Here is a 26,348-nt window from a genome sequence, read left to right as displayed (position 1 = left end):
AACCTTTCATTGGAGATTCATCAGCCGATACGCATAGAGTTATATCCGCCCAGCAGTTTGCGGCAGGTTGACGGCTGCGAAGCACTGCCTTTTCTCACAGGGAGCTCTTCCCCGCGCGAGGAAGCTGTATAAGGATTCGCGCCCCTTTCTCCCAGTTCGTGGCCTCAATGCTGCCACCCATATGGTCTTCGATGATCGTGCGCGACATGGAGAGCCCGATTCCCGTTCCCTGATCCCCCTTGGTGGTCATGTAGGGTTCAAAGATCTTCTCCAGCATCTGCGGGGGAATTCCCCCACCGGTATCGCTGATGGCGAGCTGCCAGTGTTCCGGCAACGGTTCTATGGCGATATCGATACTGTGCTCTCCTTGAAGTTGCTGGCCGTTGCTGCGCGCCTGCTCAATGGCATCACGGGCGTTGACCAATATATTGAGAATGACCTGTTTGAACTCATTGGGATATCCGTGGGCCAGCATCAGCTCCCCTGCCGTACTCTGGAAGCTGGTGTGGGGAGTGATTCCACTGAGCTGCAGTTGCGGCGCCAGAATATGCAGTATGGAGGCGACAGCAACATCCAGGGGGAAATTCACTTTTTCCTTCGAGGGCGTCAGGAAGTCGCGAAAGTCTTCAATCGTGTCTGCCATGAACCGGACCTGCTCCAGGATATTCTGCAGGGAGTCGGCAATGCGCTGGCGACTGTATTCACCAGGCTGCCCATCAAAGAGCAGAGAAATGGTCTGAGCCAGCAAGGCTATGCTGTTGAGTGGCTGCTTCCACTGGTGGGCTATGACCCCGATCATCTCCCCCATGTCCGCCATGCGCGACTGCTGAATCAGCATCTGCTCCTGGTAGCGGGCACGCTCTTCCATGGCGTGACGCCGTGTGATATCGGTAATGGTCAGCAGGCGATAGTCCTGTCCACTGCCATAGGCCAGGGGAGACAGACTGAACAGTACCCGCAGCTGAGCGCCATCATGGCGCTGTACCTTCCAGTGGTAGGGCCCCTGGACTTGGGAACGCGTCAGGGATCGATTGAACATGCGTCTGGCACTGCGGCGACTGCGTCCGCGCAGACACTCCTCGAAGGGTTTTCCCGCGAGTTCATCGGTGCCCAGGCTGCAGATACGCCCGAAGGCACTGTTAGACTGCACAATGCTGCCGCCCTCATCCAGCACCACAATACCCACATGAATCGTTTCGAAAATAGTGTGTACCAGCTTTTCCCGTGTCTGCAACAGATCGTTGACCTGCTGAAGCTTGCTGGTGCGCTGCTGAACCTTAATCTCCAGATACGCATTAATATCCTGCAAAAGGCGATGGTATTCTTCCAGTTCGGTAATATCAGTAAAAGTGAGAACCATCTCGTCAATACCCGTGGGCATGATGCGAAAATCCAGCAGGAAATGACGATTCTCTCCGCGTCGCATATCATAGAGGAGCACGCGCGTCTCCTGAGCGCGCTGTCGATTCTCCATCAACCTGAGGAGCCACTGACCATCCCGGGCGCTGAGATAACCCTCCTCCTCCACAAAAACCTGCTCCAGCGACTGGTTACGTTGCAGGAATTCCTCCTTGGTCTCACAGTGGAAGAAGTCAAGAAAGGCTTTATTGCAGGTTTTCAGCCGAGACCCTTCCATGACCACGATGAGATTGGCCTGGAAATTCAGTATGTTGCGAATATAGGTTGTCTGCTCGCGGGTGTTTTCCTCAAGGCTTTTCAGGCGGGTGATATCCATGGATATTCCCACAATACCCACGGCCTGCCCCCCAGCGTCCAGCAGTGGAGCATGGGACGAGCGAAACCAGAACTCCTGACCATCACCGCCGCTCATACACCACTCAAAGACCTTCGTCGTCGCCTCCTGCAGCACCTCACGGTTGACTTGTTCGTGAATACGCGCCGTTTTGTGGGGAAATATCTGCCAGATGCTGCGAGCAAAAAAGTGCCCGGGGGAAAGCCGGGTTTCGGGGGCAAACCGGCCCATGACATTACCAAAGTACATGGTGCGGTCAAGGGTATAAAAAAAGACCATCTCCGCAAGGGCCTCCATAAGGGAGCCAACGGCATTCAGATCACGGGTGATCTCGCCATCGGCAAAGAGAGAAGCCCCTGATTCTGCTGGAACCGGTACAGCCGCCGGAGCCTCCTCCTGGGGTAGAAAGCTCCACAGCCAGGCTCCTTCGGGAAAACACTCATCATGGATCGCGGTGATGGCATGATGGATTTTTCGCCCGCACACCTGCCTGAGCTGGCCAGCAATTTCCTGTTGCCCGCTGCTGGAAAAGTATGACAGGACCGCTTCCACAAACGGCTCAGGAGATTCCAGCTGGCTGGCCATCAACTGGGTCAGCGAACTGATATCCAGGGCCGTATCGGGTGCCACCTGCCACAGGCGAGCTGCCATGGCGTTCACCAGAGCCACCCTGCCCTGACGATCCACGCAGATGGCTCCACAGGGCAGATGATTAAGAACAGACTGAGCGACGAGGGGCAAAATCTTCACACAGAAACCTGTGCAGGAACGTGAAACCGGATGGTGAAGCAGGCACCTTCATTGGTATTCTGCGCCGTCAGTTGGCCTCCCATATGGGTTTCGATAATGACCTTGGCCATATAGAGAGCAATTCCGGTGCCTTTGCCCACATCCTTGGTAGTGAAATAGGGGTCGAAAATGCGATCCATGATAGCAGCGTCAATCCCCATTCCAGTATCGGCGATCCGCACCACAATCTCCTGCTCGTTATGATCCAGGGATATGTCAATGAAGCCCTGCCCAGAACCCTTGAAACGACTGGCAATGGCGTCACGGGCATTGTTGATGATACTCAGCAGCACATGTTTGAACTCGTTGGGGTACCCCAGCACATTCACGGCAGGATAGTTGTTCTGATGCGGGTCTATGGGGCAGGTATCGGCCTGACTGACGGGAATCATCTGTCCGGTGGGCACAAAGGTCGCCTGAATGGTGATGCCACTGTCCTGCAACTGCTGCTGCACCAGCAGCAGGGTGTCCTGAATGGCGTGTACCAGACTGAACGGCTGCTTGTCACGGGACTCCTGGGAAAAGCTGGCGAAGCTGTCGATAACCTCTGACATTTTGCGGATCTGCTCCATGGACTGACGGGAGACATCCTCAATAAACTGGGAGTTGAGCTCGTTCATCTGGTGGGCTATCTGAATATTCTGAATCAGCAGGCCGATGATATTCAGAGGCTGCCGCCAGTGGTGGGCCACATAGCTCATCATTTCGGCCATGGCCCCCAGGCGCGACTGCTGCAGCAAAAGCTGCTCCTGACGCCGCTGCTTTTCAATTCCCTCTTCAACCCGCCGCTGCAGTCCCTCGTTTAATTCCTGCAGGGTCTGGTTGGCAGCTTCAATTTCCCGCTGCATCTGCACCTGCTGGGTGATATCCCGGCCAATGGAAACAAAGTGGGTGATATGCCCACGGGTATCGCGAATAGGGGCAATGGACTTGTGCTCCTGGTAGAGGGTGCCATCCTTGCGCCGATTGACCAGTTCCCCTTCAAAGATGCTTCCGTTAAGGATCTGCTGCCACATGTCCCGGTAAAACTCCCTGGGCATGGAAGAGGAGTTCAGCACATTGGGATTACGGCCGATGACCTCTTCCCGGGTATAACCGGTAATCTGTTCGAAGGCAGGGTTAATGTATTCTATGGTGCCTTCGCGGTCCGTGATGATGACCGCGTTGGGAACCTGCTCCAACGCCCGGCTGAGCTTGCTGTTCTGCTGTTGAGCTTCGCGCTGGGCGGTGACATCCTGGGCCAGACCCACCATACGGGTGGGCGTACCATGCGCGTTGCGGTAGATTTCGGCTTCCATGTAAACCGTGCGCGGCCCGACGGGATCAGTGTGGAAGGTGAAAAAGTGACTGAAGGGAACATCGCCACGAAAGACCTGTTCCACAAGCGGCTGCTCCTCGGGGATGATCATGGCGAGAAAATCATTGAGGCTTCCGCCAAAGTCACCCGCGGAGACATTGAAAATGCGGTACATCTCATCGGACCACCAGAACTGCTCCGTCTCCAGATCCATTTCCCAGTTGCCCATGCTGACCCGCGACTGAACATCCAGCAGCATCTGCCGGGCCTGCTCCAGCTCCTCTTCTATTTTACGCTGTTCATCGATATCAGTCAGAAAGCCGATGATCCGCTCAGCCTTGCCATCGGGGCCGGGGAGAACCTGGCCACGGCAGAGCACCCACTTGAAGGTTCCACTCTTGCTGAGAATGCGGTGAACCACCTGGAAGACGCGGCCGGGGAACTGGGACAGGGATCGGATGCGTTCAATGGCGCGCTGATAGTCGTCGGGATGTATTACCTGGCGCCATGAAGCAAAGGAGTTCTCCAGCTCACCATCGCTGTATCCGGCGATTTCCTTCCAGCGCGGAGAGAGATAGACCGTGCCGGACAGCAGTTCCCACTCCCAGAGCCCGTCGCCGGAAAAGTGCAGACACTGCTCGAAGCGCTGCAGAAAACGCTCGTCAATATGCAGCTTCATGAGAACATAGTCGGGGTGGGCCCGTGGGACATAGGCCGTCAGCTGCACCATCCCATCCTGCATGCTCTGCTTCGACCACAGATACTGGTATCGAGCGGACTCAGTCGTGAAAGATGAACTCTCCACATTGGTAAAAAGATCATGAACAAATGGCCAGGATGACGATGCATCAGATATGCCCAGAAGGTTTTGCAGAGCCGCATTGCCGTAACAAATCCGCTGCGTCTGACGATGAAAAAACAGAACCGGCTCATCGCAGGCATTCAGGAAGTCAGCCAGATCGGGAGTAATGGGGGGGGTACAGTTTTCTGGCAACGCTACATTCCTCTCCCGGAAAAAGATAGGTTCGATCGCCGATACAGGTTTATACAGGAAGGACGCACGCTTTGGCAAGTACGAGCCACCCGGATACCGCGGATGACTACTCCTTCTGCAGCGTTGGAAAGGCCAGGCGGAAACAGGCGCCAGACGGTGTATTTGTAACGCTGATACTCCCCCCAAGGCTGTTTTCCATGATCATCCTGGAGAGATAGAGGCCAATGCCAGTCCCCTTGTCCGCCTTTGTGGTGAAGTACGGTTTGAAAATTCGCGGCAGAATCTCATCGGGAATACCACCGCCGTTGTCCTCAATAAGCAGGATGCGCTCCATGGGCGTGGTCTCCAGGCGCACGCGAATGATGCCATTATCATTGCGGTGCAGCAGGCCCTGTACCCGCGCCGCCGCTATGGCGTCAATGGCGTTATTGAGGATATTCAGGACAATCTGTTTCACCTCATTGGCAACGGTATAGATGGCACGATGCGCTTGGTTTTCTGAAGAGATTTCATAGAGCATACTGACGCTGTGCAGATGAAGCTGCTTCTGCAGAAGTTTCTCCACCTCCTCCACGGCCTCGATAATGTCAAAGAGCACACGGCTCTTGTCAGGGCGGAAGAAATCGCGGAAATCGTCGATGGTGCGGGACATGAAGTCAATATGATTGAGGGATCTTTCCACAGCTTCGCTGAAGACCGGTGGTGGCAGAATGCCCAGCTGATAATCCTCGCGGGCCTCCTGCAGTATGATGGAAAGGGCATTCAGGGGCTGTTTCCACTGGTGGGTAATCGCGCCGATCATCTCTCCCATGACCGCCATCTTTGACTGCTGGATCAACAGCTGTTCCTGGATGCGCTGGCGGCGAATGGCCACCTTGAGATCGCTGATATCCTTGACCATGGCGAGAATGGCCCTGGGATCTCCATTTTCATCATTCAGTGCCGAGGCAACTATCTGAACATCAAGCAGCCCGCCATCCCTGGTGAGATAGCGTATTTCAATCTGACACATGGCCGCAGAACCATCCATCAGGGATTCGAAGTGTTCGACCACCGTCAGGCGGTCATCGGGATGGAGAGAGTCCAATCCGACTTCGCGCAGCTCTTCAGGACAATACCCCAGCATCTGACAGTAGGTGGCGTTCGCCCTCAGCACCTGCCCCCTGCCATCAATGGCCACGATACCCACCGAAGAGTTCTCAAAAACACCCTCCAGCAGGGTTTCCGTCTCCATACGCCGCTTCAGCTCTTCGGTCACCCGGCGCTCAAGGCTTTCATTAAGCTGCCGGATCTGCTCCTGGGCCTCATGACGCCGGGTCATGTCCGTGACCGTTGCCAGGGCAGCCGGGCGGTTATTCCAGGTAATCAGGCTCGAATTTACGCGCACCGTGATCACCCGCCCATCGTGACAGAGAAGCCGCACGTCATATTCACTGGGAGCCTGCTGCCCCATCATGCGGCGTCGGTGGTAATCCATGGCCAGGGCCTGATCGTCAGGATGGATATAGGTCATGAATGGTGTTTCCGTGAGAGACTCCCGCCCGTATCCGACCATCTGCGCCATAGACTGGTTCAGATAGCGCAGCAGGCCGTCCTGGGTGATAATAACCCCGTCGTTGAGGCTCTCCATGAAACTGCGGTAGCGCTGCTCGCTGAGCAGCAGTTTTTCGCGCCACTCCTCCTTTTCCACCGCGATGGCCGCTATGGAGGCAAAACGCATGACCATAAGCTCCTCGTGGGGCTCGGGCCTGCGCTGATCACGGCAGTAAATGGCAAAGGTGCCCAGTACCTCTTCCGTCGAGGAGAGCACCGGCCAGGACCAGCAGGCATTCAGTCCGTGCTTGAGTGCCATCACGCGAAACGGGCCACTCCAGAAGGGGTCAGTGGCGATATCGCTGACGATCACTGGTTGCCTGCGATATGCTGCCGTGCCACAGGAACCGGAAGCCTCCCGCACCGGAACGCTGACGATGAGATCCACATACTCCGTTGGCAGGTCAGTGTGAATGCAGCCCTGCAGCACCTTTCCCGAAGCGTCCAGCAGCATGAACGAACAGCGCGAATGGGGAATCTGCTCCTGTATGATAGCGCAGATAGTGCGCAGAATTTCCGATGAAGGCCGGGCCTGGGCGATGGCCTCCAGGACACCCCGCTCCCGCTCCAGCGTAATCTCCACCTGCCGACGACGGGTAATATCTTCTTTGACGGCAATATAGCTCATGATCCTGCCGCTCTGATTTAAGATAGGCGAAATGGCCACATGCTCCCAGTAGAGACTGCCATCCTTGCGACGATTCAGCAGTTCGCCCACCCATTCGCGGCCACTGAGCAGATCGCTCCACATGGCATCGTACACCTCAGCGGGCGTCTCCCCCGCGCTGAACAGACGCGGGTTGCTCCCCAGCAGTTCTGCCTGCGAGTAACCCGTCACCCGGCAGGTTTTCGGATTGGCGTACTCTATGAGACCGTCGATATCCGTGATCAATACCGAGCAGGCGCTGTTTTCCAGGGCACGGCTCATGCGCCGCACCTCCTGCTGAGCCTGGCGTCGGCTGCGCATCTCAGGCACCAGTCGCTGACTGGACCGGTGCATGCGCATAAGCTGGTGGAAAAGATACCAGGAGAGGCTGCCGGCGGCCACCGAGAACAGCGCGATAACCCAGACCCAGGAGTAGACCTGCGGGCCCCACTGACCCTGTGGTGCCATGGAGAAATACCACTCGGCGTCATGAAAGCGCAGGCGCGTGGTGACGGCATCATCACGGAAAGCCCTTTCATGGCCGGCAAATTCCCCTTCTGCCACAGGGCTCAGCGCCTTGCTGAGCCCCAGAAACATGCCATCAAGGCGAAAGTCCACGCTTCCTGCTTTTTCCAGCATGCTCGCCAGGTTAATCGCTGCCAGCAGTATGCCAGCGTCAGCATCTGCAGTGGCAGAAAGTGGTATCGCCATACAGACTTGAGCTTCATCCGGGGAGGGGAAAAGAGGGCCACGAAGGGTGGCGCTGGTGGAGCTATTCTGGGAAAGTCGGTGAATACTCTTCGACGTGAAACAGGGCACATTCTGCGCCAGTGAGGGAGGGTACACCGCGGCCAGCTCCTGGCGGGACACGAGCGCTATGGCAGAAATCGCATCCTGAGCCTGTAATACCCGGCTGCCGGCTGCCGCAAACCTCTCTTCTGACCATGGCGAGAGCTCAGCCACTTCCCGGGCTGTGGCATGCATCACGTGATAGCTGTCGAAGAGGGCATCTTCCAGTTGTTCACGCAGCTGCACAATGCGTTCCTGGCCTTCAGAGCGGGCCTGGCTGACACGCTGTTCCGTGCGGACCGATGCCAGTTGCAGCAGAAAAAGGGTTACCACCACGGCCACAGCCAGGGCCCCCGCCAGGGGGACAAACAAAAGCCTTTGTTCTTCTTTCGACAGAATACCCAAATTCCACCCCGTCAGCGATCAGGACTTACGCACCTACCAATCTAACAGGAAATGTTCTTCAGTGGAAACAAATTCTTATCTATCAAGTCTTTGCCGATTTTTACTGAATACCGGCAGATTCTGTGGCATCATATCCACCAATGAAGCCTTACTAAGGAGTCTTTCCCATGGCATATAAATACGTATATGGAGCACTTTTCCTGCTGCTCATATTCTCACTGAACGCCTCTGGGCGCACAGTCGGCAACTGTCAGCTGCGTCCGGGAACCCAGTGCCCCGGAGAAAACCTGATGGGAGCCAACCTGCGCAGCGCCAACCTGGCTGAGGGCAACTTCGAGGGCGCGCGCATGGAGGCTGCCAACCTCATGCACGCCAACTTCCAGGGCGCCAATCTGCGCGGCGTGAACTTTCAGTCTGCCGAACTGCGCAGTACCGACTTTCGCAACGCCGCCCTCAACGGAGCCAACTTCCGCTGGAGCCGTAACATCGAAAGCGCCCAATTTGACGGGGCAAATCTTGAGGAGGCCATCTGGGTCAACGGACAGGTCTGCGCTGAAGGCTCCATCGGCCAATGCCGCTATTGACAGACCCTCAGTGTCCAAGCACCTTTGAAAGCAGTATCATCAACGACAACTCCTGATTGGCGATCAGCGTCAGCACTCCCGCCGCAATCAACCCGGCCAGCAGAGCGAATTTTCCTCGCATCAGGTTGCGGTATTTCTTTTTCAGCCGATAGGTCCCCAGATAGTAGATATCCCGCAGGTAGGCATCGTACATCTTCTCACGGTCCTTAATCAGCTCCTTGAACAGGCTCAGGTACTCCTCCTCGGAGATCTTGGAAAAGCTCTGATAGTGGTAGGGATCGATAAAATTGTGATCATACACCTTGGGCACAATGGTAAGCAGGCTGTAATAAATGCTGATGACACTGGTCACCAGCAGAACTTCCGGTACCAGAAACACCATGTTGGCGTACTGGGCAAGAGTGATGGTGATGACCACCGTGGCAATGGTCACCAGGGCACTGGCCTTCTGATCGGCCATCTTATTGTAATCCATATGTTTGGTGAGATTGGCCTGCAGCGCGCTTGCAGCCAGCAGACGCGGCAGCACCGGCTCTTCGACATTATTGTTCTGTACCGGTTCCGACATGATTCACCCCTTGCAAACAGTAGCTTGAATTCAGCACTTCATGATAAATTACCTGACAGGCGGACGCAATGAAAGTTACCTTCAGCACCCCAGGGGCCCGGCGAAATACCAAAAACATGCAGGCAACTGAAAGAATCCCGCATACCGTGCGCTGCGGAACACGGATCAGACCACAGACGGGGTTTTCACCGTCCGCAACGATCGACGGCACCGAGCACAACCTGTCAGTGATTCGACCATCAGGAGAGAACCATGAGCGTAAATGAAGCAGTTATCTGGGACCAGCATGCCGTACCCAGAGGTTTTCTGGGCACAGCGGGCCGGGTGCCCGTCAAGCCGAAAAACACCAGTCGCGATGACATGGCGATTATCTACTCTCCCACCCCGTGTACCGGCGCGGCGGTCTTCACCACCAACCGCGTCTACGCCGCTCCCATTGACATCTGTCGCCAGTCGCTGCAGGACAGCCGCGTGCGGGCCATTATCGTCAACAGCGGCAACGCCAACGCCTCCACCGGAGCACAGGGGGAAAAGGATGCCCGCGCCATGGCCGACACTGTCGCCAGATCTCTGCAGATCGGCACCGACGAAGTTCTGGTGGCCAGCACTGGCGTTATTGGCGTCCCCCTGCCCATGGATCGCATCGCCCCGGCTATCACGGCCATTGCCGGCAACCTGTCGCCCTATCGGCCACAGCCCCTGGCCATGGCCATCAAAACCACCGATCTCTTTGAAAAGTTCGATGGTGTACGTCTGCCCCGTGGTGACCGGGAAATCGTCATCAGCGCCATCTGCAAGGGAGCCGGCATGATCTGCCCCAACATGGCAACCATGCTGTGCTTTGTGCAGACCGACGCCAACCTGACCCCTGCTGCAGCCCAGAAGGCCCTGCGTCACGCAGTGGACCTCACCTTCAACCGCATCCTGGTGGATGGCGACATGTCCACCAACGATATGGTCAGCCTGCTGGCCAACGGCGAATCCCATACACCTGCCATGGAAGTGGATACTCCCGAGTGGGAGTTCTTCCGGGATGTGCTCACGGAACTGCTGCTCAAACTGGCCAAACAGATCGTCCGCGATGGCGAAGGTTCCACCAAGACCGTCCATATTGTCGTCAGGGGGGCCGCCAGCGACGAAGATGCCCGCACCGCCGCCCGCTCCATCGCCGACTCAAACCTCTGCAAAACAGCCTTTTTCGGCAGCGATCCCAACTGGGGCCGCATCGCCGCCGCCGTGGGCTATTCCGGCGCGGCCATCAATCGCTACGGGTACGACCTCTTCTTCGACCGCGAACAGATGGTCGCCGACGGAATCGGTCTGGGCGATGAGGCGGAAAAGCGCTGCGCCGAGGTGCTGGCCCAGCCGGAATTCACCGTTACCTTTGACCTGAAGCTCGGCTCCGGCACCCACGACTACTGGTGCTCTGACCTGGGCTACGAATACGTGCGGGTCAATGCCGACTACCGGACCTGACAGCGGCCATGGAGCACATCACCATCCCTGCCAGCTGCCGCCATGTCAGACTCGTCGACCACAACCAGCAGAATATCGGATTCTACAGCTATGAGGCGTATCTCCAGTACATCACCCTGGCACCGCAGCAGCACCACCTCGACTACCGCGAATCCGGTGACATTCTGGTAGATTGCGAAAACCCGGTACTCGGCAAAACGGATGGCCCCATCGTCATCAATACCCGGCCAGTGAGCCAGTCATTCACCTTCACCCGGCGGCTGCTGGAAGAAGGTTTTCGGGTGCTGGTGGCTCCTGCCAGCCGCACCGCGCCTCTCTCTGCAGAACATCAACTTCCTGCTGCCCTGCAGTGCCTGGGCAACTACTCCCATATTCTGCTGACATCCCGCGAGGGAGTGGAACATCTGGCGCGCATGCTCGCCATGGCTAACATGGACGCAGCTTCTGCTCCACCGGTTCTGGCCATCGGACAGGGAACCCGGCAGGCCTGCGAAGCCCGCAACCTGCGCGTTGAGTACGTGGCAGATACCTCGGAAGCCGCCGCCTTCGCCCGGGAACTCTGCCAGCACTACAAACCGTCCAACTCCAGATTTCTGCTGGCCCGCGGCGCCGGTGGCCGCGAGATTCTGCCCGACACCCTGAGGCATCACGGCTTTGCCGTCGAGGAACTGCACCTCTACCACAGTGAAGGCATCGCCCACCCCGGAGAGTTTCTCCAGCGCACAGTGGACAGAAAACCTGATTTTGTGGTATTTACTTCAAGTTTTGCGGCAGGCTACTTTCTGGACAGGGTCCGGGACAGCGGCATCCTGTGGCAGGTTCCCATCATCACTATCGGACCTCCCACCACGGCGACCGTAAAGCAGCGCGGATATCAGATTCTGGCCCAGGCCGCAACCTTTGACACCGACGGCCTGCTCAGCACCCTTCACGAATACACAGCAAAGTGAGTTGCCCATGAAAAAATTCACCATCTCCCTTGCCCTGCTTCTGATCGCCCTGATCACCCTTACCGCCATGGGGCCATCCATTGCCGGCCCCACCGCCACTGTCACCGACACCTCCGGCAAAAGCGTGCGGGTGGAGGGACTCACCTACAATCACGCCCCCTTCATTCAGGGCAAACTTGGTTCCGCCGATATCCGCATTGAACTGCCAAAAATTCACCAGATCGACATAGAACAGGACGAAATGGTCATCCAGACTGGCAACGATACGCTGCGTATTCTGCACGGCCATGGCACCTTCTCCGGTAAGACCGGTTTCGGCAGCTACACCATTGCCGCCTCTCTGGTACGGCAGATCACTATAGAACGCTAATCATACGTCATTTTTATACTCGGAGGATTTATGGCAGGTCATTCCAAATGGGCCAACATCAGACATCGCAAAGGCGCACAGGACGCCAAACGTGGCAAAATTTTCACCAAGGTCGCCAAGGAGATTGCCATCGCGGCACGCAACGGCGCTGACCCGGATATGAACCCCGCCCTGCGACTGGCCCTGCAGAAAGCCAAAGGCGTCAACATGCCCAATGACAACGTGCAGCGCGCCATCAAGCGCGGTATCGGCGGCATGGATGGCGACAACTATGAATCCATTACCTACGAAGGCTACGCCCCTGGCGGCATCGCCGTTATGGTGGAGTCCCTGACCGATAACAAGAACCGCACCGTCGCCGAAGTTCGGCACATCTTCAGCAAGCGCGGCGGCTCCCTCGGCGAGTCGGGTTGCGTGGGCTACCTGTTCAGCCGCAAGGGTGTCATCACCGTCAACGCCGAGTCTGCCAGCGAGGACGATGTCATGCTGGTGGCCCTGGATGCCGGTGCCGAAGATGTGAAAAGTGGCGATGGCATGTTTGAGATCATCGCGGCGGCTGAAGACTTCATGGCCGTGCGCGACGCCATGGAAGAGGCAGGTATTCCCATTGAAACCGCAGAGATGAACATGGTACCCGCCACCACCATCACGGTGGAGGATGAGAAAATCGCCACCCAGGTGCTCAGCCTCATGGAAGCCCTGGAAGACTGCGATGATGTGCAGAATGTCTATATGAACTTTGACATTGACGACGCGCTGATGGAACAGCTGAACCCGTGATCCTGCTGGGAATTGATCCGGGAACCCGCATAACGGGATACGGGATAGTGGAAGCACGGGGCAATCAGCTTCTGCACCGTGCCCACGGCGCCATACGCCCACCCGTCGATCTCCCCTTTCCCCAGCGTATGCTCCACCTGCAGCAGGGTCTGAATGAAGTACTGCGGGAGCACTCACCGGCCCACGTCTGTATTGAGGAAGTCTTTCTGGCCCAGAATCCTCAGTCGGCCCTGAAACTGGGCCACGCCCGGGGAGTCCTGATGATCACCTGCCTCAGCCAAGGCCTGGATGTGGTGGAACTGAGCGCCCTGCAGATCAAGCAGAGTGTCACTGGTTACGGCAAGGCACCCAAGGAGCAGGTGGGCCGCATGGTGCAGATGCTCCTGAGCCTCGCCACACTGCCGAAACCCGAAGATGCCGCGGACGCGCTGGCAGCTGCCATCGCCCTCTCCCAGCACATTGCCCACCAGCAGGCCATTGGCCGCACCAACCTTCGCGGAGCACACCGATGATTTCCCTCGTCAGCGGCACGGTACACAGCCTCACCCAGGATCGCGCCACCATACTGACCTCCGGTGGAGTCGGCTACGAACTCTCCATCCCCGCCTCCCTGGCCACCTCGCTGAAGGTGGATCAGACGGTGAGCATTCAGACCTGGATGGGCGTCAAAGAAGATGCCATCACCCTGTATGGATTCAGCAGCAGTGAAGAGAAAGCCCTCTTCCTGCTCCTCATGAAAGTCTCCGGCATCGGAGCGAAGATTGCCCTGGCCGCAGTGGGCACCCTGAACACGCAACAGCTGGGCAACGCCATCGCCATGGGCGACATCGCCACGATTCAGCGTATTCCCGGTGTGGGCAAGAAAGTGGCTGAAAAGATCGCCCTGGAACTCAAGGACAAGGTCACTCCCGCTGCCGCCACCAGCAGCGCGCCCCAGGCCTTTACCGGCACCACTTCCGGGACACCATCGGTCTTTGCCGATGCGGTACAGGGCCTGATCGCCCTGGGACTGCGCCGCGAAGAAGCCGACAGCGCCGCGCGCCGCGCCATGGCAGCCGGAGCCGACAGTGAAACCTCTATTATCCGTGAAGTACTCAGACAGCGGGGCCATCAATGAGCGAAGAACGCCTGATCAGCGGACAGATACACGAAGAAGACCAGCAGGAACTGCGCCTGCGACCGGAGAACCTGTCCCAGTATATCGGCCAGCAGCGCCTCAAGGACAACCTCTCCGTCTTTCTCCAGGCAGCCAAAGGCCGTGGAGAGCCAGTGGACCATATCCTCTTTTCCGGCCCGCCGGGACTGGGCAAGACCACCATCGCCCATATCATCGCCAATGAGATGGGCGTCAATATCCGCTCCACCTCCGGCCCGGTCATCGAAAAATCCGCCGACCTGGCCGCCATCCTCACCAACCTGCAGTCAGGCGACGTACTCTTCATCGATGAAATTCACCGTCTGAATACCTCCGTCGAAGAAATCCTCTACCCCGCCATGGAGGACTTCCAGCTGGATATCATCATCGGACAGGGGCCAGCGGCGCGCAGCATCAAAATAGACCTGCCACCCTTTACCCTGATCGGTGCCACCACCAGGGCCGGACTCCTGAGTTCGCCACTGCGCGACCGCTTTGGCGTCCACAGCCGCCTGGAATTCTACGAAGTGGACGACCTGCTGGCCATCATCACCCGGTCCGCCAGCATCCTGGGTATCGCCATTGAAGGCGATGGCGCGCGGGAGCTGGCCCGCCGCTCCAGGGGAACTCCCCGCATCGCCAACCGGCTGCTGCGGCGCGTGCGCGACTTCGCCCAGATCAAGGGCCACGGCAGCATCGACCACGCCATCGCCCGTTACGCCCTGGAACAGCTGGAAGTGGACGAAGCCGGCCTCGACTACCTGGACCGCAAGGTACTGCTGGCCATTATTGAAAAGTTCAGTGGCGGTCCCGTCGGCCTGGACACCCTGGCCGCCTGTACCGCCGAAGAGCGCGGCACCCTGGAAGATGTCTGCGAGCCTTACCTCATTCAGCAGGGCCTGCTGCAGCGCACCCCACGCGGACGCATCATCACGGAAAACGGCTACCGTCACTTCGGGCTGAACTCTCCGCGCGCTGCGGAACCCCAGGGCCTGTTCGACTGATCAGCACCCGCCTCAGGAAAACGCCTGTCCCGGTTTTACCCCAAGCTTTTTGAGAATAACCGCCAATGGACAGAAACCCGTAAAGGCCGCCTGCAGCATGTTCAGCCCCACAAATGCCGTGAGCAGCAGCCACCAGGGGCTGATGGCATAGGTCAGCAGCACGCTGAGCAGGATAACCGTTCCGGCGAAAGCAAAGACAACGCGATCGATATTCATGGAACACCTCACAAAAAATATAAAAAACCATACAACTATATAGTTGACAGGAGCCATTGACAAGGAAACTTCTTGTTCCCGACTCACACTTTCTCCTATGATGACATCATCACGAAAACCCGATTCAAAAGGGAAGCACAACCATGATCGCGGATTTTTTCTCCTCGGGAATACCTGAACTGTTCTACACCAACTACTACCTGGTTCTCTTTGCCCTGCTTGCCATTATAAGCATCTTCGCTACCCGTTTTGCCACGCGATTCGGTGTACCAGCACTGGTGCTCTTCCTGGGCTTTGGCATGCTGGCGGGCAGTGACGGACTGGGCCTTATTGACTTTTCAGACGCCTACCTGGCGCAGTTTTTCGGCACTATCGCCCTGGTCATCATCCTCTTTGACGGTGGTATGCAGACCAGGTGGTCTTCGGTGCGTCCAGTTCTGGCGCCTGCGCTCAGCCTGGCAACCATTGGCGTCGTCTTCACCGCCCTGAGCGTAGCCGTGGCCGCCAAGCTTATTCTTCCCATCAGCTGGCTTGAGGCACTGCTCCTGGGCTCCATTGTGGGTTCCACCGATGCCGCTGCGGTTTTCTCTGTTTTCAGTGGAAAAGCTATCAAAGAAAGACTGGCGCGCACCCTGGAGGCGGAATCAGGCAGCAACGACCCCATGGCAGTCTTCCTCACCATCTCTTTTATCCAGATGATCCAGTACGAAGACACCAATATGCTGACCCTTATTCCCCAGTTTTTCTGGCAGATGGGAATGGGTCTGCTTATGGGATATACTCTGGGACGCGCGGCTGTATGGATACTGAACCGCATACGCCTTGACTCTGGTGGACTCTACCCACTCCTGGCACTCAGTCTGGCATTCCTTGCCTTCAGCGCCAGCGCGCTGGTCAATGCCAGCGGGTTCCTGGCCGTCTATGTACTGGCGATTATCGTGGGGAACGCCGATGTCCCTTACCGACACTCCATCTTTCGCTTTAACGAGGGCTTCGCCTGGATGATGCAGATCCTCATGTTTATTGTCCTTGGCCTGCTGGTATTCCCTGGCGAAGTGCTCAGCGAATTCCTTATTGTCGGCCTGATTCTCTCTGGGGTGCTGATGTTCATCGCTCGTCCCCTGGGAGTTGCCACCAGCCTGCTACCCTTTATACGTATGTCCAATTTCCGTTACAGCGTGCGGGAGTATATATTCATCTCATGGTCGGGACTGAAGGGTGCCGTTCCAGTCATTCTGGCCACTTATCCCCTGCTGGCAGGCATAGAGCACAGTCAGAGCTTCTTTAACGTCGTCTTCTTTATCGTCCTCACCTCAACACTCATCCAGGGAGCAACCATCTCGCCCCTGGCAAAGCTGCTGAACCTGGAAAGCAAGCGGGGGAAAGCGCAGAAATATACCATTGAACTGGTATCACTGGGGAAAGCCAACGCCGACATAATTGAATATTGTGTGAATCTTGAAGATGCTATTGTGGATAAGGAAATACGCGACCTGCTCCTGCCCAAGGGTACGTTGATCAACGCCATCATACGCGACGACCAGATCATCACTCCCACTGGACATACGAAAATCCTGGCCAATGACCACCTTTTCATACTGGTTGCCAAAGAAAATATCAGTCGCCTGAAACGGGTACTGACAAAGCAACGACTGGATATGGAGGGAGAGGAAGTCAAAACCTGACATGGTTGTTGCAACCGAAGATAGACAAGCGGCAGATCAGCCGAAAAGGACTCCGGCCGCTGCTTCCACGTTCACAATAAAGCTGATGCCATTGCCCGGCTCATTCAGCTGGCCTACTTCACAGGCAGTCTGCATCACCTGAACCGCGTGGGTATCGGGAACAATAGTGTAGATGACCTCTTTCATGGGCTCAAGGCGCATGCCAAAAACCTTCAACTGGCTGCGTGAACTGGCACCACGGCCACGCACAATAGACCAGCCTGCGGCACCTGCTTTTTCCAAAGCGGTAATCACCTCTTCAGTATGCTCGGCTCGCACAATACTGATAACCAGCTTGAGATCCTTATTGAACTCCATGGATGCACCTCCTGATACATAACGGCTATACTACACAAAATACGCTCGCGACACAAGGAGCGCCCGTTCAGACAGTCAATGCCGACTGCATCAACTGTCTGGTGTAGGGGTGGCGTGGTTCCGCGAAGATGGCTTCCGTGGAACCCTGCTCCACCGCCCGGCCATCCTTCATCACCAGCACCTGGTGGCTGATGGAGCGGATCAGACCAAGGTCGTGGCTGATAAACAGGTAGGTCAGCCCGTACTTTGCCTGCAGCTGGCGCAGCAGGGCCATGACCTGGGCCTGGGTGCTCTGATCCAGAGCCGAAGTGGGCTCATCCAGCACCAGCAGGCGGGGGTTGAGCACCAGTGCGCGGGCGATGGCAATGCGCTGGCGCTGCCCACCGGAAAACTCGTGGGGATAGCGCTCCAGCATGGCCACATCCAGGCCCACTTCCTGCAGCGCCCATTGCACCAGCTCCCGGCGCTCGCTGACACTGAACCCATGCACCAGCAGCCCTTCTTCAAGGATCTGGGCCACATTCATTCGCGGGCTGAGGCTGCCGTAGGGGTCCTGCAGCACCACCTGAACAGCGCGGCGCAGCGGGCGCATGGCCTTGTGTTTTAACGCGTGCAGGGCGTGGCCATCAAAGTGGATCTCGCCACTGGCGGGCAGCAGCCGCAGCAGCGCCAGGCCCAGGGTCGTCTTGCCCGATCCGCTTTCGCCGACAATCCCCAGGGTTTCGCCCCTGGCCACACGCAGACTGACCCCGTCCACGGCGCGCACATGATCCACCGTACGCCGCCAGATACCCTTTTTGATGGGGAACCATACCCGCAGATCCTCCACCCGCAGAAGCTCCGACGCGCCAGCCACCACCGGTACCGGCGGATGGTGACGTTCGGCATCCAGCAGCATGCGGGTGCAGCAATGGCGCGGCGACGTGAATATTTCCGTGCACGTGCCCTGCTCCACGATCCGGCCCGTCTGCATCACCGCGATCTGGTGCGCGTAACGGCGCACGATGCCCAGGTTATGGGTAATCAGGAGTATAGCCATGTGACGCTTGCGCTGCAGGCGTTTCAGCAGCTCAAGGATCTGGCTGGCCACCGTAACATCCAGGGCGGTGGTGGGCTCATCTGCGATCAGCAACGCGGGATCGTTGGCCAGGGCCATGGCGATCATCACCCGCTGCCGCTGCCCTCCCGAAAGCTCATGGGGGAAAGCACCCATGCGTCTGGCAGCATTGTCGATACCCACCTCTTCCAGCAGGGCCAGCACCTGTTCACGAAGCGCCCGGCCACTGACGCCACGGTGCAGCTGCAGGGTTTCGCCGATCTGCTTTTCGATGGTGTGCAGAGGGTTCAGGGAAGTCATGGGTTCCTGAAAGATCATACCCACGGAACCGCCCCGCAGCTGACGCAGCTGACGGGGAGTCAGAGACAGCACTGGCTGGCCGCTGACCACAATGGAACTCCCCGGATCAACGGAGGCTCCTTGAGGCAGAAGTCGCAGCAGCGACAGCGCGGTCACCGATTTGCCGGAACCGCTCTCCCCCACCAGGGCCAGGGTCTGCCCCCGCTGCAATCGCAGGCTGACTCCCTGTACCACTTCCATCGCACCAAAGGATATACGCAGATTCCTGACATCGAGAATCTCCCCTTCAGCCAGGTTTACAGAGTCTTTTTCAGTGTCTTCGTGGGTCAAAGGCGTCACGGGTACCCTCTCCGAGAAAAACCAGCAGTGTCAGCAGCGTTGCCAGGGAAAAAAACGCCGTGATCCCCAGCCAGGGAGCATGGAGATTATTCTTGGCCTGGGCCACCAGCTCCCCCAGCGAAGGCGAGCCCGGCGGCAGTCCGAAACCCAGAAAATCCAGCGCCGTCAGCGTCGTCACGGCGCCAGTGAAGAGAAAAGGCACGAAGGTCATGGTCGCCACCATGGCGTTGGGCAGCACATGGCGACGCATAATAGCCACGTCACTCACCCCCAGGGCGCGCGCCGCCCGCACATACTCCAGATTGCGCCCACGCAGAAACTCCGCCCGCACCACATCCACCAGGGCCGTCCAGCTGAAGAGCACCATAATGCCCAGCAGCCACCAGAAACCCGGCTGCACAATACTGGAGAGAATGATCAGCACAAACAGCACCGGCAACCCGGACCATATTTCAATAAAACGCTGACCCAACAGATCAATGGCACCACCAAAGTACCCCTGCACCGCCCCCGCAGCCACCCCGATCAGGCAGCTGGCGACAGTCAGGGCAAAAGCAAAGAGAAATGAGACGCGGAAGCCGTAAATCAGCCGCGCCAGAACATCACGCCCCTGATCATCGGTCCCCAGCCAGTTTTCACGGGAAGGCGGAGCCGGATGGGGATGAGCGCTGGCGTAATTGATGGAGCGATAGTGATAGCGCAGGGGAGCCCAGATCAGGAAACCATTCGCCTCGATAAGCTCCCGCAGGAAAGGATCGCGGTAGTCGGCACTGATCGGCAGATCGCCACCAAAAACCGTCTCGTCGTACTCCTTCACCAACGGCACATACCAGGTGCCCTCGAAACGCACCAGCAAGGGCCGCTCGTTGGCAATCAGCTCAGCACCCAGACTCAGCACAAAAAGGCCCAGCAGAATCCACAGAGAGTACCAGGCGCGGCGGTTACTGCGGAACTGCTGCCAGCGACGCCGGTTCAGGGAAAGGGGAACACAGGTCGGGGCCATGCTACTTCCCGACGGCCATAAACACCGCCTGGGATCGGGCCAGGCACTCATTGTCGCGCTCGCGCAGCACCTCAGCCTCAACATGCATGATCGTGCGGCCCATTTTAACCGGAAACGCGCGGCCAATCAGCGTATCACCCGGCATAGCCGGCTTCAGATAGCGCATCGTCAACTCCACCGTCACCGTCGCCTTGCCATCACCCAGGTGGAACAGACACAGGTGAGCCATAGCCTCATCGGCCAGCGTCGCCAGAATACCCCCACCCACCAGACCGGCACCCTGGGCCAGATCGCCAGAACTGCGCAGACAGAACTGCACCTCCTGGGGACCCATCTTCACAGGCTCAATCTGCAGGAAATCCATCAGGGGATTGGCACCCGGCTGGCGGTCGGCAATCCGGCTCAGATAAGGGGCAGTATCCATATACAAACTCCAGAAACAGCGTTGGATTGAAGCAATCAACTTAGCACAGAGCATGAAGAAAATTGAAGCACTACCGTGCGAAGAGGAAGCACCAACGAAAGACTCGGAAAAGCAGCTGGCAGAATGCCATACGTACGGACTTCCCCCACGCCAGGGCAGGTGCCAGGGAAAGGGAAGCAGCAAGAACAAGGCCTGCCTAGGCAAAGGCCAGGTCCCTGAGGAACAGGGCGATCTGGGGAAAGGTGATGATCAAAATGGCGGAGGCGACCAGCATGAGTACAAAGGGTGGAGTTCCCCGGATGACCTCCCAGTAGGGTCGTTTAAATATGGCTATAGCCGTGAAGATGTCGCAGCCAAAGGGTGGGGTGGCTGAGCCAATAGCGACCATCAGGGTGATGAGCACGCCGACCAGTACAGGGTCGATTCCAGCACTGGCAACAGCTGGAGCAAAAATGGGGGTAAGGACGAGGATAACCACAATGGGGTCCACAAACATGCAGGCAATAAAAAAGGCAATGGCGATGGCAATAAGTACGCCATTGGCTCCCATGTCATAAATTCCCAGTCCACTGAGCAGAGTCTGGGGAATCTGAGCAAAGGAAAGAATCCAGGAAAAGGCGTTACCGACGCCGACAAGGATAAAGACAACGGCGGTTACCAGTCCGGTGGACTTGGCGATGGCGTAGAGGTCAGCGGGTTTGAGGACGCGAAAGATGATGAATTCGAGTATGACGGCATAGAGCACACAGGCCGCCGCAGCTTCTGTCGGGCTGAAAACACCGCCATAGATTCCGCCCACAATGATAACGGGAAAGCCAAGGGGCCACAGGGCCTGCCTCACAGCAATCACTCGCTCTTTCCAGCTCGCTTTGGGTTCAGTAGGAACTCCCTTGACAGTGGCGTATATGACGCAATAGATGGAGAAAAGCAGCAGTATAAGCAGTCCGGGCCCAATTCCGGCTATGAAGAGTTCACCAATGGAAGTGCCCGAGATAACACCGTAGAGAATCATGCCGATGCTGGGAGGGATCAGGAAGGCGATGTCACTGGAGTTGATAATGAGAGCCAGGGTAAAGGGATCTTTGTAGCCGGCCTTAAGCATGCGTGGGCGCAAGGGAGAACCGATGGCCACCACCGTGGCCTGGGTAGAGCCGGATACGGCACCAAAGAGGGTACAGGAAGCGGCGGTGCTGACCGCCAGGCCACCCCGGATATGTCCGATAAAGGCCATGACCATATTGATCAGCCGCTCAGCCGAGTGCCCACGAGTCATGATGTCTGCAGCCAGAATAAACATGGGGACGGCAATCAGGGATGCCGGCCGTATACCCCCCAGGATTTGCTGGATAAGGGTGTTCATCTGACCGAACCCATCAAAACTCAGCCAGAAGCCAACCATGGCGGCAACCACCAGGGGAATCATCATGGGAAAGCCCAGCACCAGCAGGGCGATCATCAGTACCAGCATTATGGTTGCCATGGCAATTTCCTTCCTGGTTTATACCTGTTTTTCCGGATCCACATCCTGATAGTGGTCAATGACATGGGTTGACAGATAAGCCTCGCGGGACGTGGCATTCCTGTAGGCCGTCAAACTGTACTGGATACCAGTCACTGCAAATCCCACCGGAACCCAGAGATAGATAAGGTAAATGGGAAATCCCAGGGTGGGCAGCAACCGTCCAGTGGCCTGAGTGCTGGCAATGTAGCCAATGGAAAAGTAACACAGACTGAACATGACCATGGCGGTGAACGTGGCGATGGCAATCATAAGGATACGACGCGCGGTAACGGGCAGGAGATCATAAAATGCCGACATGCGGATATGACGCCCATGGCGGGCAGCATATCCGATACCGGCGAAGGTAATCATGACGATCAGGATGCGATTGACTTCCTCGGCAAAAAAGAGGCTTTCACCAAAGACGAAGCGACCCACCACATTAGCAATGGTATTCAGTGCCATCAAAAGCACACCGACGGCCAGTATCAGACTCTCGGCATGGCCGATCCAGCGATCAATGGCTCCGAGAATACCGGGCAGCGATGGTTGGCGACTGGTGGTGGACATGGAGTGCTCCTGCCTCAGTTGCTGCGGACGTTCCGCAAGTCTGCCTTGAATTGATCCAGCAGCGCCTTGCCTCGCTCACCAGTCATATCGACAAAGCGATCTTCCACCTGTACCGCAGCTGCGCGGAATGGCTGACGCTCCTCCTCGGTGAGGCGAGTAACCGTCACCCGCTCACTGGACTGGAGAATCTTTTCCAGCATGCGATCCCCCAGTCCGGGAACATAGTCGGTTATATAGTTGAAGGCGTGTTCTGCAGCTTCGCGAATCAGCTGACGATCACTTTCCGGCAGCCCCTGGAAAAACTCCTGATTCGCCATCATGGCAGTGGTAAACTGCCCGTGGCCAGTAAAAATAAGGTTCGGCGAAACCTCATACAGCCCGCCGGACTGAATCCAGAAAATAGGGTTCTCCTGGCCCTGGATAATGTTGGTCTGCAAAGCACCATACACTTCACCCCAGGGCAGAGGCGTGGGAGTGGCTCCGAAAGCACGGTAAGTTTCCGCCAGCAGCGGATTAGTCATGGTGCGAATATTTTTACCACGGAAATCCTCCGGGGAGCGAACCGGAGTGTCTGCCGTCACGACCATCTCCCCTTCGGGATACATGGTCAGCAACTTCAGGCCTTGCTCGGCATAGAGATCACCAAACATTTCATTGATGGCAACACTCGTGCGAAAGAACTCTACAATCTGCTCATCCTCAACAGGCAGCAGGTAGGGAATGAAAAAGATCTGCGCTTCGGGAATCAGTGAACCAGTAAAACCGGGGGACTGATTGACAAACTGCAGGATTCCAGCCTGGGTCTGCTCCATGATGTCATCAGACTCACCCAGTTCGCCAAACCGGTAGATGCGAACCTGGTGGTTTGAGTTGGCCTCAATGTAATTCTTGAACTCATGGGCAAAGACATCCTGCACATCACCTTCAAACTCCTCGTGGGCGTACAGCCATGTGGAACCGCTGCCAGCAGCGGGAGTTGAAGTATCCTGACTGCAACCAGCCAGGAAAAGCGCAAATGTACTGAAAAGGGCAATGATGAAGGATTTTGGCAAAGACATTTTCCACGACTCCTCAAGGATTTGGTGTGTTCATTGGATGTACATAGGATTTTCGTTGAATTGTATACCGTTTTACTGTGCCAAATTTACCAAAATTTATCAAGTTTGCCGGTAAAAAAACATCCACTGACCGGAGTAACTGTGGCTCTTCCCTATAGCATGTCATAAGGAACAGTCTCAACGGTGACGTGGCACGGCCAGGCGATTGTTCTGCGTTGAAACGGCGTCGTAAGAGCCCCAGAGCACACCCGGCATCAGCCTTATTGAGACCTCCTGTCTTTGGCAGTCTTTTGTGCAAACCGAGCTTTCCACGGTTAACAGGCTGCTGAAAAACCCTCATCTGCGGTGTTGCTCGCCGTCGCGCGTCATTGCAACGTACGTGATGGTCTGGTGTTTTCACGGGCTTTCTGTGCTACTATCCCCTCGTTATTCCCAGTAATTCTGCGCCCCAAGGAGGCTCCATGCCGCAACGTGACGAGAAGTCTCTCGCCGAAGAGATCCTGGCCCTGCTCGATACCTATGGCGAACCAGTGCCTCTGCGCCATCTGCGTGGAGCCCTGGGGCTTTCCAAATCCGATACTTCCACCCTGCAACGGGTACTGCTTTCGCTGTGCAAGGAGGGGCGCGCGGGGCGCGATACCTCCGATCGTTATTTCTCTGCCAGTTCTGCCCTCAAGGGGCGGGTGCAGGTGACGCAGACTCCGGGAACGGCTTTTGTGACTGACGAGACTACTTCCCATGAGTACCGGCTGCTTTCCGCCGATGCCGATACGCTGATGAGTGGCGACATCATCACCTTCCGCATTCTGCCCAACGGCCGCGCGACGATCAAGGAGATCGTACAGCGCGCAGTGGAGCGCATGGCAGGCGTGGTGGTGGTGGAAGGCAAACAGACACTGCTCAACCCCTATCGCAAGGGGATACCCTGGATTCGCCTCAATCGCACCAGTGCCGCAGCGGTCAGCGAAGGGCAGGGGGTGGTGGTCAGAATCACCAGCTATCCCGGTCGCAACACCCTGCCCGAAGGCGAAGTGGTAGAGGTGGTGGGCGATGCCAGCGACGCCATGGTGGAGCGCACCCTGGTGCTGGAAGCCTATGGTCTGCAGCTGCACTTCCCTCCCGAAGTGGAGCGCGAAGCCCAGGCGGTCTCGCGGGTGGTCAAGACATCAACCAGCCGCGCTGATTACCGCAAGCTGCTTACCTGTACCATCGACGGAGCCACGGCGCGGGATTTTGATGACGCCATCAGCATCGAAACAGAGCAGGGGAACTTCCGTCTCTACGTCCATATCGCCGATGTGTCCCACTATGTCACCGAAGGCAGCGCCCTTGACCTGGAGGCCCAGAACCGGGCCACATCGGTCTATTTTCCCGCCTACTGCATTCCCATGCTGCCGGAAGCGCTCTCCAACGATATCTGTTCCCTTATGCCCAAGGTGAACCGCTACGCCATGACCTGCGTCATGGATATCGACCGCCAGGGCAATGTGACGGGTTATCATATCACGCCATCCATCATCCGTTCTGACCGCCGTTTTACCTATGAAGAGGTGCAGGAAATCCTGGATGGCAATGTCCACGACCGGGCCTTCACGGCTGCGCTGGAACAGATGGCCAAGCTGGCGAAGATTCTGCGCCGAAAGCGCTTCACCAAAGGAAGCATTGACTTTGATCGCCCCGAACGGGAGGTGATTGTCGACGAGAAGGGGATGGTGCTGGACGTGCGCCGGGCGGAACGGCTCTTTGCCCACCGGCTCATCGAGGAGTTCATGCTGATCGCCAATGTCACCGTGGCCCGTCACCTGGACAGCCATGGCTATCCAGGCATCTTCCGCATTCACGAGGAGCCGGATCAGCAGCGAATGGAAGAGTTCGCCCGCATTGCCTGGAACTTCGGCTACCCCCTCAAGGGCCGCAGCTACCACTCGTCCCAGCTGAACACCATCCTGGAGCAGAGCCGGGGCAAGCCCGAAGAAGACCTCATCAGCACCCTCATGCTGCGCAGCATGAAGCGCGCCGTCTACAGTCCGGAATCCGGCCTGCATTATGGGCTCGGCTTCACCCACTACTGCCACTTCACCAGCCCCATACGCCGCTACCCCGACCTGATCGTCCACCGCAGCCTGCGGGCATCCCTGGACACTACCAAGCGCGCCCGCCGCCACAAACGGCTGGAAGCCAGCGCCCCCCACCTGGCCCAGCACAGCAGCAGCCAGGAGCGCAAGGCCGCCGATGCTTCCACCCAGATGGAGCTGCTGAAAAGCGTCCAGTTCATGCGCACCTTTGTGGGCGAAGAATTCTCCGCCATCATCAGCGGCGTCACCAGCTGGGGCATTTTCGTACAGCTTCAGACCTGCTACGTGGAGGGCCTGGTGCACGTCTCCACCCTGGACAAGGATTACTACCTCTACCAGGAAGAGACCCATGAACTGGTGGGACGACGCACCCGCCAGCGCTTCTTCCTGGGTATGCCGGTGACCGTGCAGCTGGTCAGAGCCGACGTGGAAAAGCGCGAGCTGGACTTCATCCTGGTCAGCAGCGGCAGCCAGCCGGAACATGCAGACACAAAAAAAACTTCACGCAGCAAAGCCCCCAGGGCGCGGACAAAAAAAGCCAAATCGCCCTCGGCAGCAGCCGCGCCCCTGCCCCACAAACGCAAAGGGGAAAATCGCCGCACACGCGGCGGAGGTACTCAGAAGCGATAA

The 26,348-nt window shown here is 57.3% G+C and carries 22 protein-coding genes; 10 read left to right on the top strand and 12 right to left on the bottom strand.

Annotated features, from left to right (window positions below; all coding sequences use genetic code 11):
- Positions 1–94: 94 nt before the first annotated feature.
- The 3 genes from SELIN_RS13855 to SELIN_RS05920 all read right to left on the bottom strand — a co-directional run bounded on the left by SELIN_RS13855 (position 95) and on the right by SELIN_RS05920 (position 8,266).
- Complete coding sequence (locus tag SELIN_RS13855; RefSeq protein ID WP_049871095.1) at positions 95–2,503, bottom strand: PAS domain-containing sensor histidine kinase; 2,409 nt, start codon at positions 2,501–2,503, stop codon at positions 95–97.
- Entirely contained in the window at positions 2,500–4,833 is a 2,334-nt protein-coding gene (locus tag SELIN_RS05925; protein WP_013505759.1) for a PAS domain S-box protein, read from the bottom strand. Before SELIN_RS05925 ends, SELIN_RS13855 begins: the two co-directional genes overlap by 4 nt.
- 106 nt (positions 4,834–4,939) lie before the next feature.
- The gene (locus SELIN_RS05920) at positions 4,940–8,266 is read right to left on the bottom strand and encodes a PAS domain S-box protein (RefSeq protein ID WP_156788030.1); all 3,327 of its coding nucleotides are present in this window, start codon (positions 8,264–8,266) and stop codon (positions 4,940–4,942) included.
- A gap of 167 nt (positions 8,267–8,433) precedes the next feature.
- Here SELIN_RS05920 and SELIN_RS13850 point away from each other — a divergent pair, with 167 nt between their 5' ends.
- Positions 8,434–8,850, top strand: a complete 417-nt coding sequence (locus tag SELIN_RS13850; protein ID WP_013505757.1) for a pentapeptide repeat-containing protein — start codon at positions 8,434–8,436, stop codon at positions 8,848–8,850.
- 7 nt (positions 8,851–8,857) lie between these two features.
- Here the strand turns inward: SELIN_RS13850 and SELIN_RS05905 are convergent, their stop codons facing one another.
- Positions 8,858–9,418: a Pycsar system effector family protein gene (locus tag SELIN_RS05905; protein ID WP_013505756.1), complete on the bottom strand. Its 561-nt coding sequence runs from the start codon at positions 9,416–9,418 to the stop codon at positions 8,858–8,860.
- Between the two features lie 252 nt (positions 9,419–9,670).
- Between SELIN_RS05905 and argJ the strand changes: the two genes are divergently transcribed.
- The 7 genes from argJ to ruvB are packed head-to-tail and all read left to right on the top strand — an operon-like array spanning position 9,671 to position 15,133.
- Complete coding sequence (argJ, locus tag SELIN_RS05900) at positions 9,671–10,894, top strand: bifunctional glutamate N-acetyltransferase/amino-acid acetyltransferase ArgJ (RefSeq protein WP_013505755.1); 1,224 nt, start codon at positions 9,671–9,673, stop codon at positions 10,892–10,894.
- 8 nt (positions 10,895–10,902) lie between these two features.
- Positions 10,903–11,844, top strand: a complete 942-nt coding sequence (locus SELIN_RS05895) for a uroporphyrinogen-III synthase (protein WP_013505754.1) — start codon at positions 10,903–10,905, stop codon at positions 11,842–11,844.
- 7 nt (positions 11,845–11,851) lie between these two features.
- Positions 11,852–12,214, top strand: coding sequence for a hypothetical protein (locus SELIN_RS05890; protein WP_013505753.1), 363 nt, complete (start codon positions 11,852–11,854; stop codon positions 12,212–12,214).
- A 30-nt stretch (positions 12,215–12,244) separates the two neighbouring features.
- A complete protein-coding gene (locus SELIN_RS05885; protein ID WP_013505752.1) occupies positions 12,245–12,994 on the top strand; it encodes a YebC/PmpR family DNA-binding transcriptional regulator in 750 nt (249 codons plus the stop codon).
- Positions 12,991–13,506 carry a crossover junction endodeoxyribonuclease RuvC gene (ruvC, locus tag SELIN_RS05880; RefSeq protein ID WP_013505751.1) on the top strand — a complete coding sequence of 172 codons (516 nt, stop codon included), beginning with the start codon at positions 12,991–12,993 and terminating at the stop codon, positions 13,504–13,506. Before SELIN_RS05885 ends, ruvC begins: the two co-directional genes overlap by 4 nt.
- Complete coding sequence (ruvA, locus tag SELIN_RS05875; protein ID WP_013505750.1) at positions 13,503–14,111, top strand: Holliday junction branch migration protein RuvA; 609 nt, start codon at positions 13,503–13,505, stop codon at positions 14,109–14,111. Before ruvC ends, ruvA begins: the two co-directional genes overlap by 4 nt.
- Positions 14,108–15,133, top strand: a complete 1,026-nt coding sequence (ruvB, locus tag SELIN_RS05870) for a Holliday junction branch migration DNA helicase RuvB (protein ID WP_013505749.1) — start codon at positions 14,108–14,110, stop codon at positions 15,131–15,133. Before ruvA ends, ruvB begins: the two co-directional genes overlap by 4 nt.
- A gap of 12 nt (positions 15,134–15,145) precedes the next feature.
- Here the strand turns inward: ruvB and SELIN_RS05865 are convergent, their stop codons facing one another.
- Positions 15,146–15,349: a YgaP family membrane protein gene (locus tag SELIN_RS05865; protein WP_013505748.1), complete on the bottom strand. Its 204-nt coding sequence runs from the start codon at positions 15,347–15,349 to the stop codon at positions 15,146–15,148.
- A gap of 143 nt (positions 15,350–15,492) precedes the next feature.
- On the opposite strand from SELIN_RS05865, the gene SELIN_RS05860 reads away from it, so the two are divergent.
- Positions 15,493–17,034 carry a potassium/proton antiporter gene (locus SELIN_RS05860; RefSeq protein ID WP_013505747.1) on the top strand — a complete coding sequence of 514 codons (1,542 nt, stop codon included), beginning with the start codon at positions 15,493–15,495 and terminating at the stop codon, positions 17,032–17,034.
- Between the two features lie 36 nt (positions 17,035–17,070).
- Here SELIN_RS05860 and SELIN_RS05855 read toward each other — a convergent pair whose 3' ends face one another.
- From SELIN_RS05855 to SELIN_RS05825, 7 genes are all read right to left on the bottom strand, one after another.
- Positions 17,071–17,391: a P-II family nitrogen regulator gene (locus SELIN_RS05855; protein WP_013505746.1), complete on the bottom strand. Its 321-nt coding sequence runs from the start codon at positions 17,389–17,391 to the stop codon at positions 17,071–17,073.
- A 67-nt stretch (positions 17,392–17,458) separates the two neighbouring features.
- Positions 17,459–18,988, bottom strand: a complete 1,530-nt coding sequence (locus SELIN_RS05850; RefSeq protein WP_049871166.1) for a dipeptide ABC transporter ATP-binding protein — start codon at positions 18,986–18,988, stop codon at positions 17,459–17,461.
- 70 nt (positions 18,989–19,058) lie between these two features.
- Complete coding sequence (locus tag SELIN_RS05845; RefSeq protein WP_013505744.1) at positions 19,059–20,090, bottom strand: ABC transporter permease; 1,032 nt, start codon at positions 20,088–20,090, stop codon at positions 19,059–19,061.
- Between the two features lies 1 nt (position 20,091).
- A complete protein-coding gene (locus SELIN_RS05840; RefSeq protein ID WP_013505743.1) occupies positions 20,092–20,514 on the bottom strand; it encodes a PaaI family thioesterase in 423 nt (140 codons plus the stop codon).
- 196 nt (positions 20,515–20,710) lie between these two features.
- Complete coding sequence (locus SELIN_RS05835; protein ID WP_013505742.1) at positions 20,711–21,994, bottom strand: TRAP transporter large permease; 1,284 nt, start codon at positions 21,992–21,994, stop codon at positions 20,711–20,713.
- An 18-nt stretch (positions 21,995–22,012) separates the two neighbouring features.
- On the bottom strand, positions 22,013–22,585 hold the full coding sequence (locus SELIN_RS05830) for a TRAP transporter small permease (RefSeq protein WP_013505741.1): 573 nt from the start codon (positions 22,583–22,585) through the stop codon (positions 22,013–22,015).
- 14 nt (positions 22,586–22,599) lie between these two features.
- A complete protein-coding gene (locus SELIN_RS05825; protein ID WP_013505740.1) occupies positions 22,600–23,643 on the bottom strand; it encodes a TRAP transporter substrate-binding protein in 1,044 nt (347 codons plus the stop codon).
- A 461-nt stretch (positions 23,644–24,104) separates the two neighbouring features.
- Here SELIN_RS05825 and rnr point away from each other — a divergent pair, with 461 nt between their 5' ends.
- Positions 24,105–26,348: a ribonuclease R gene (rnr, locus tag SELIN_RS05820; protein ID WP_013505739.1), complete on the top strand. Its 2,244-nt coding sequence runs from the start codon at positions 24,105–24,107 to the stop codon at positions 26,346–26,348.

Source organism: Desulfurispirillum indicum S5 (assembly GCF_000177635.2).
Lineage (GTDB): Bacteria > Chrysiogenota > Chrysiogenetes > Chrysiogenales > Chrysiogenaceae > Desulfurispirillum > Desulfurispirillum indicum.
This window is presented reverse-complemented; position numbering and strand designations above follow the sequence as displayed.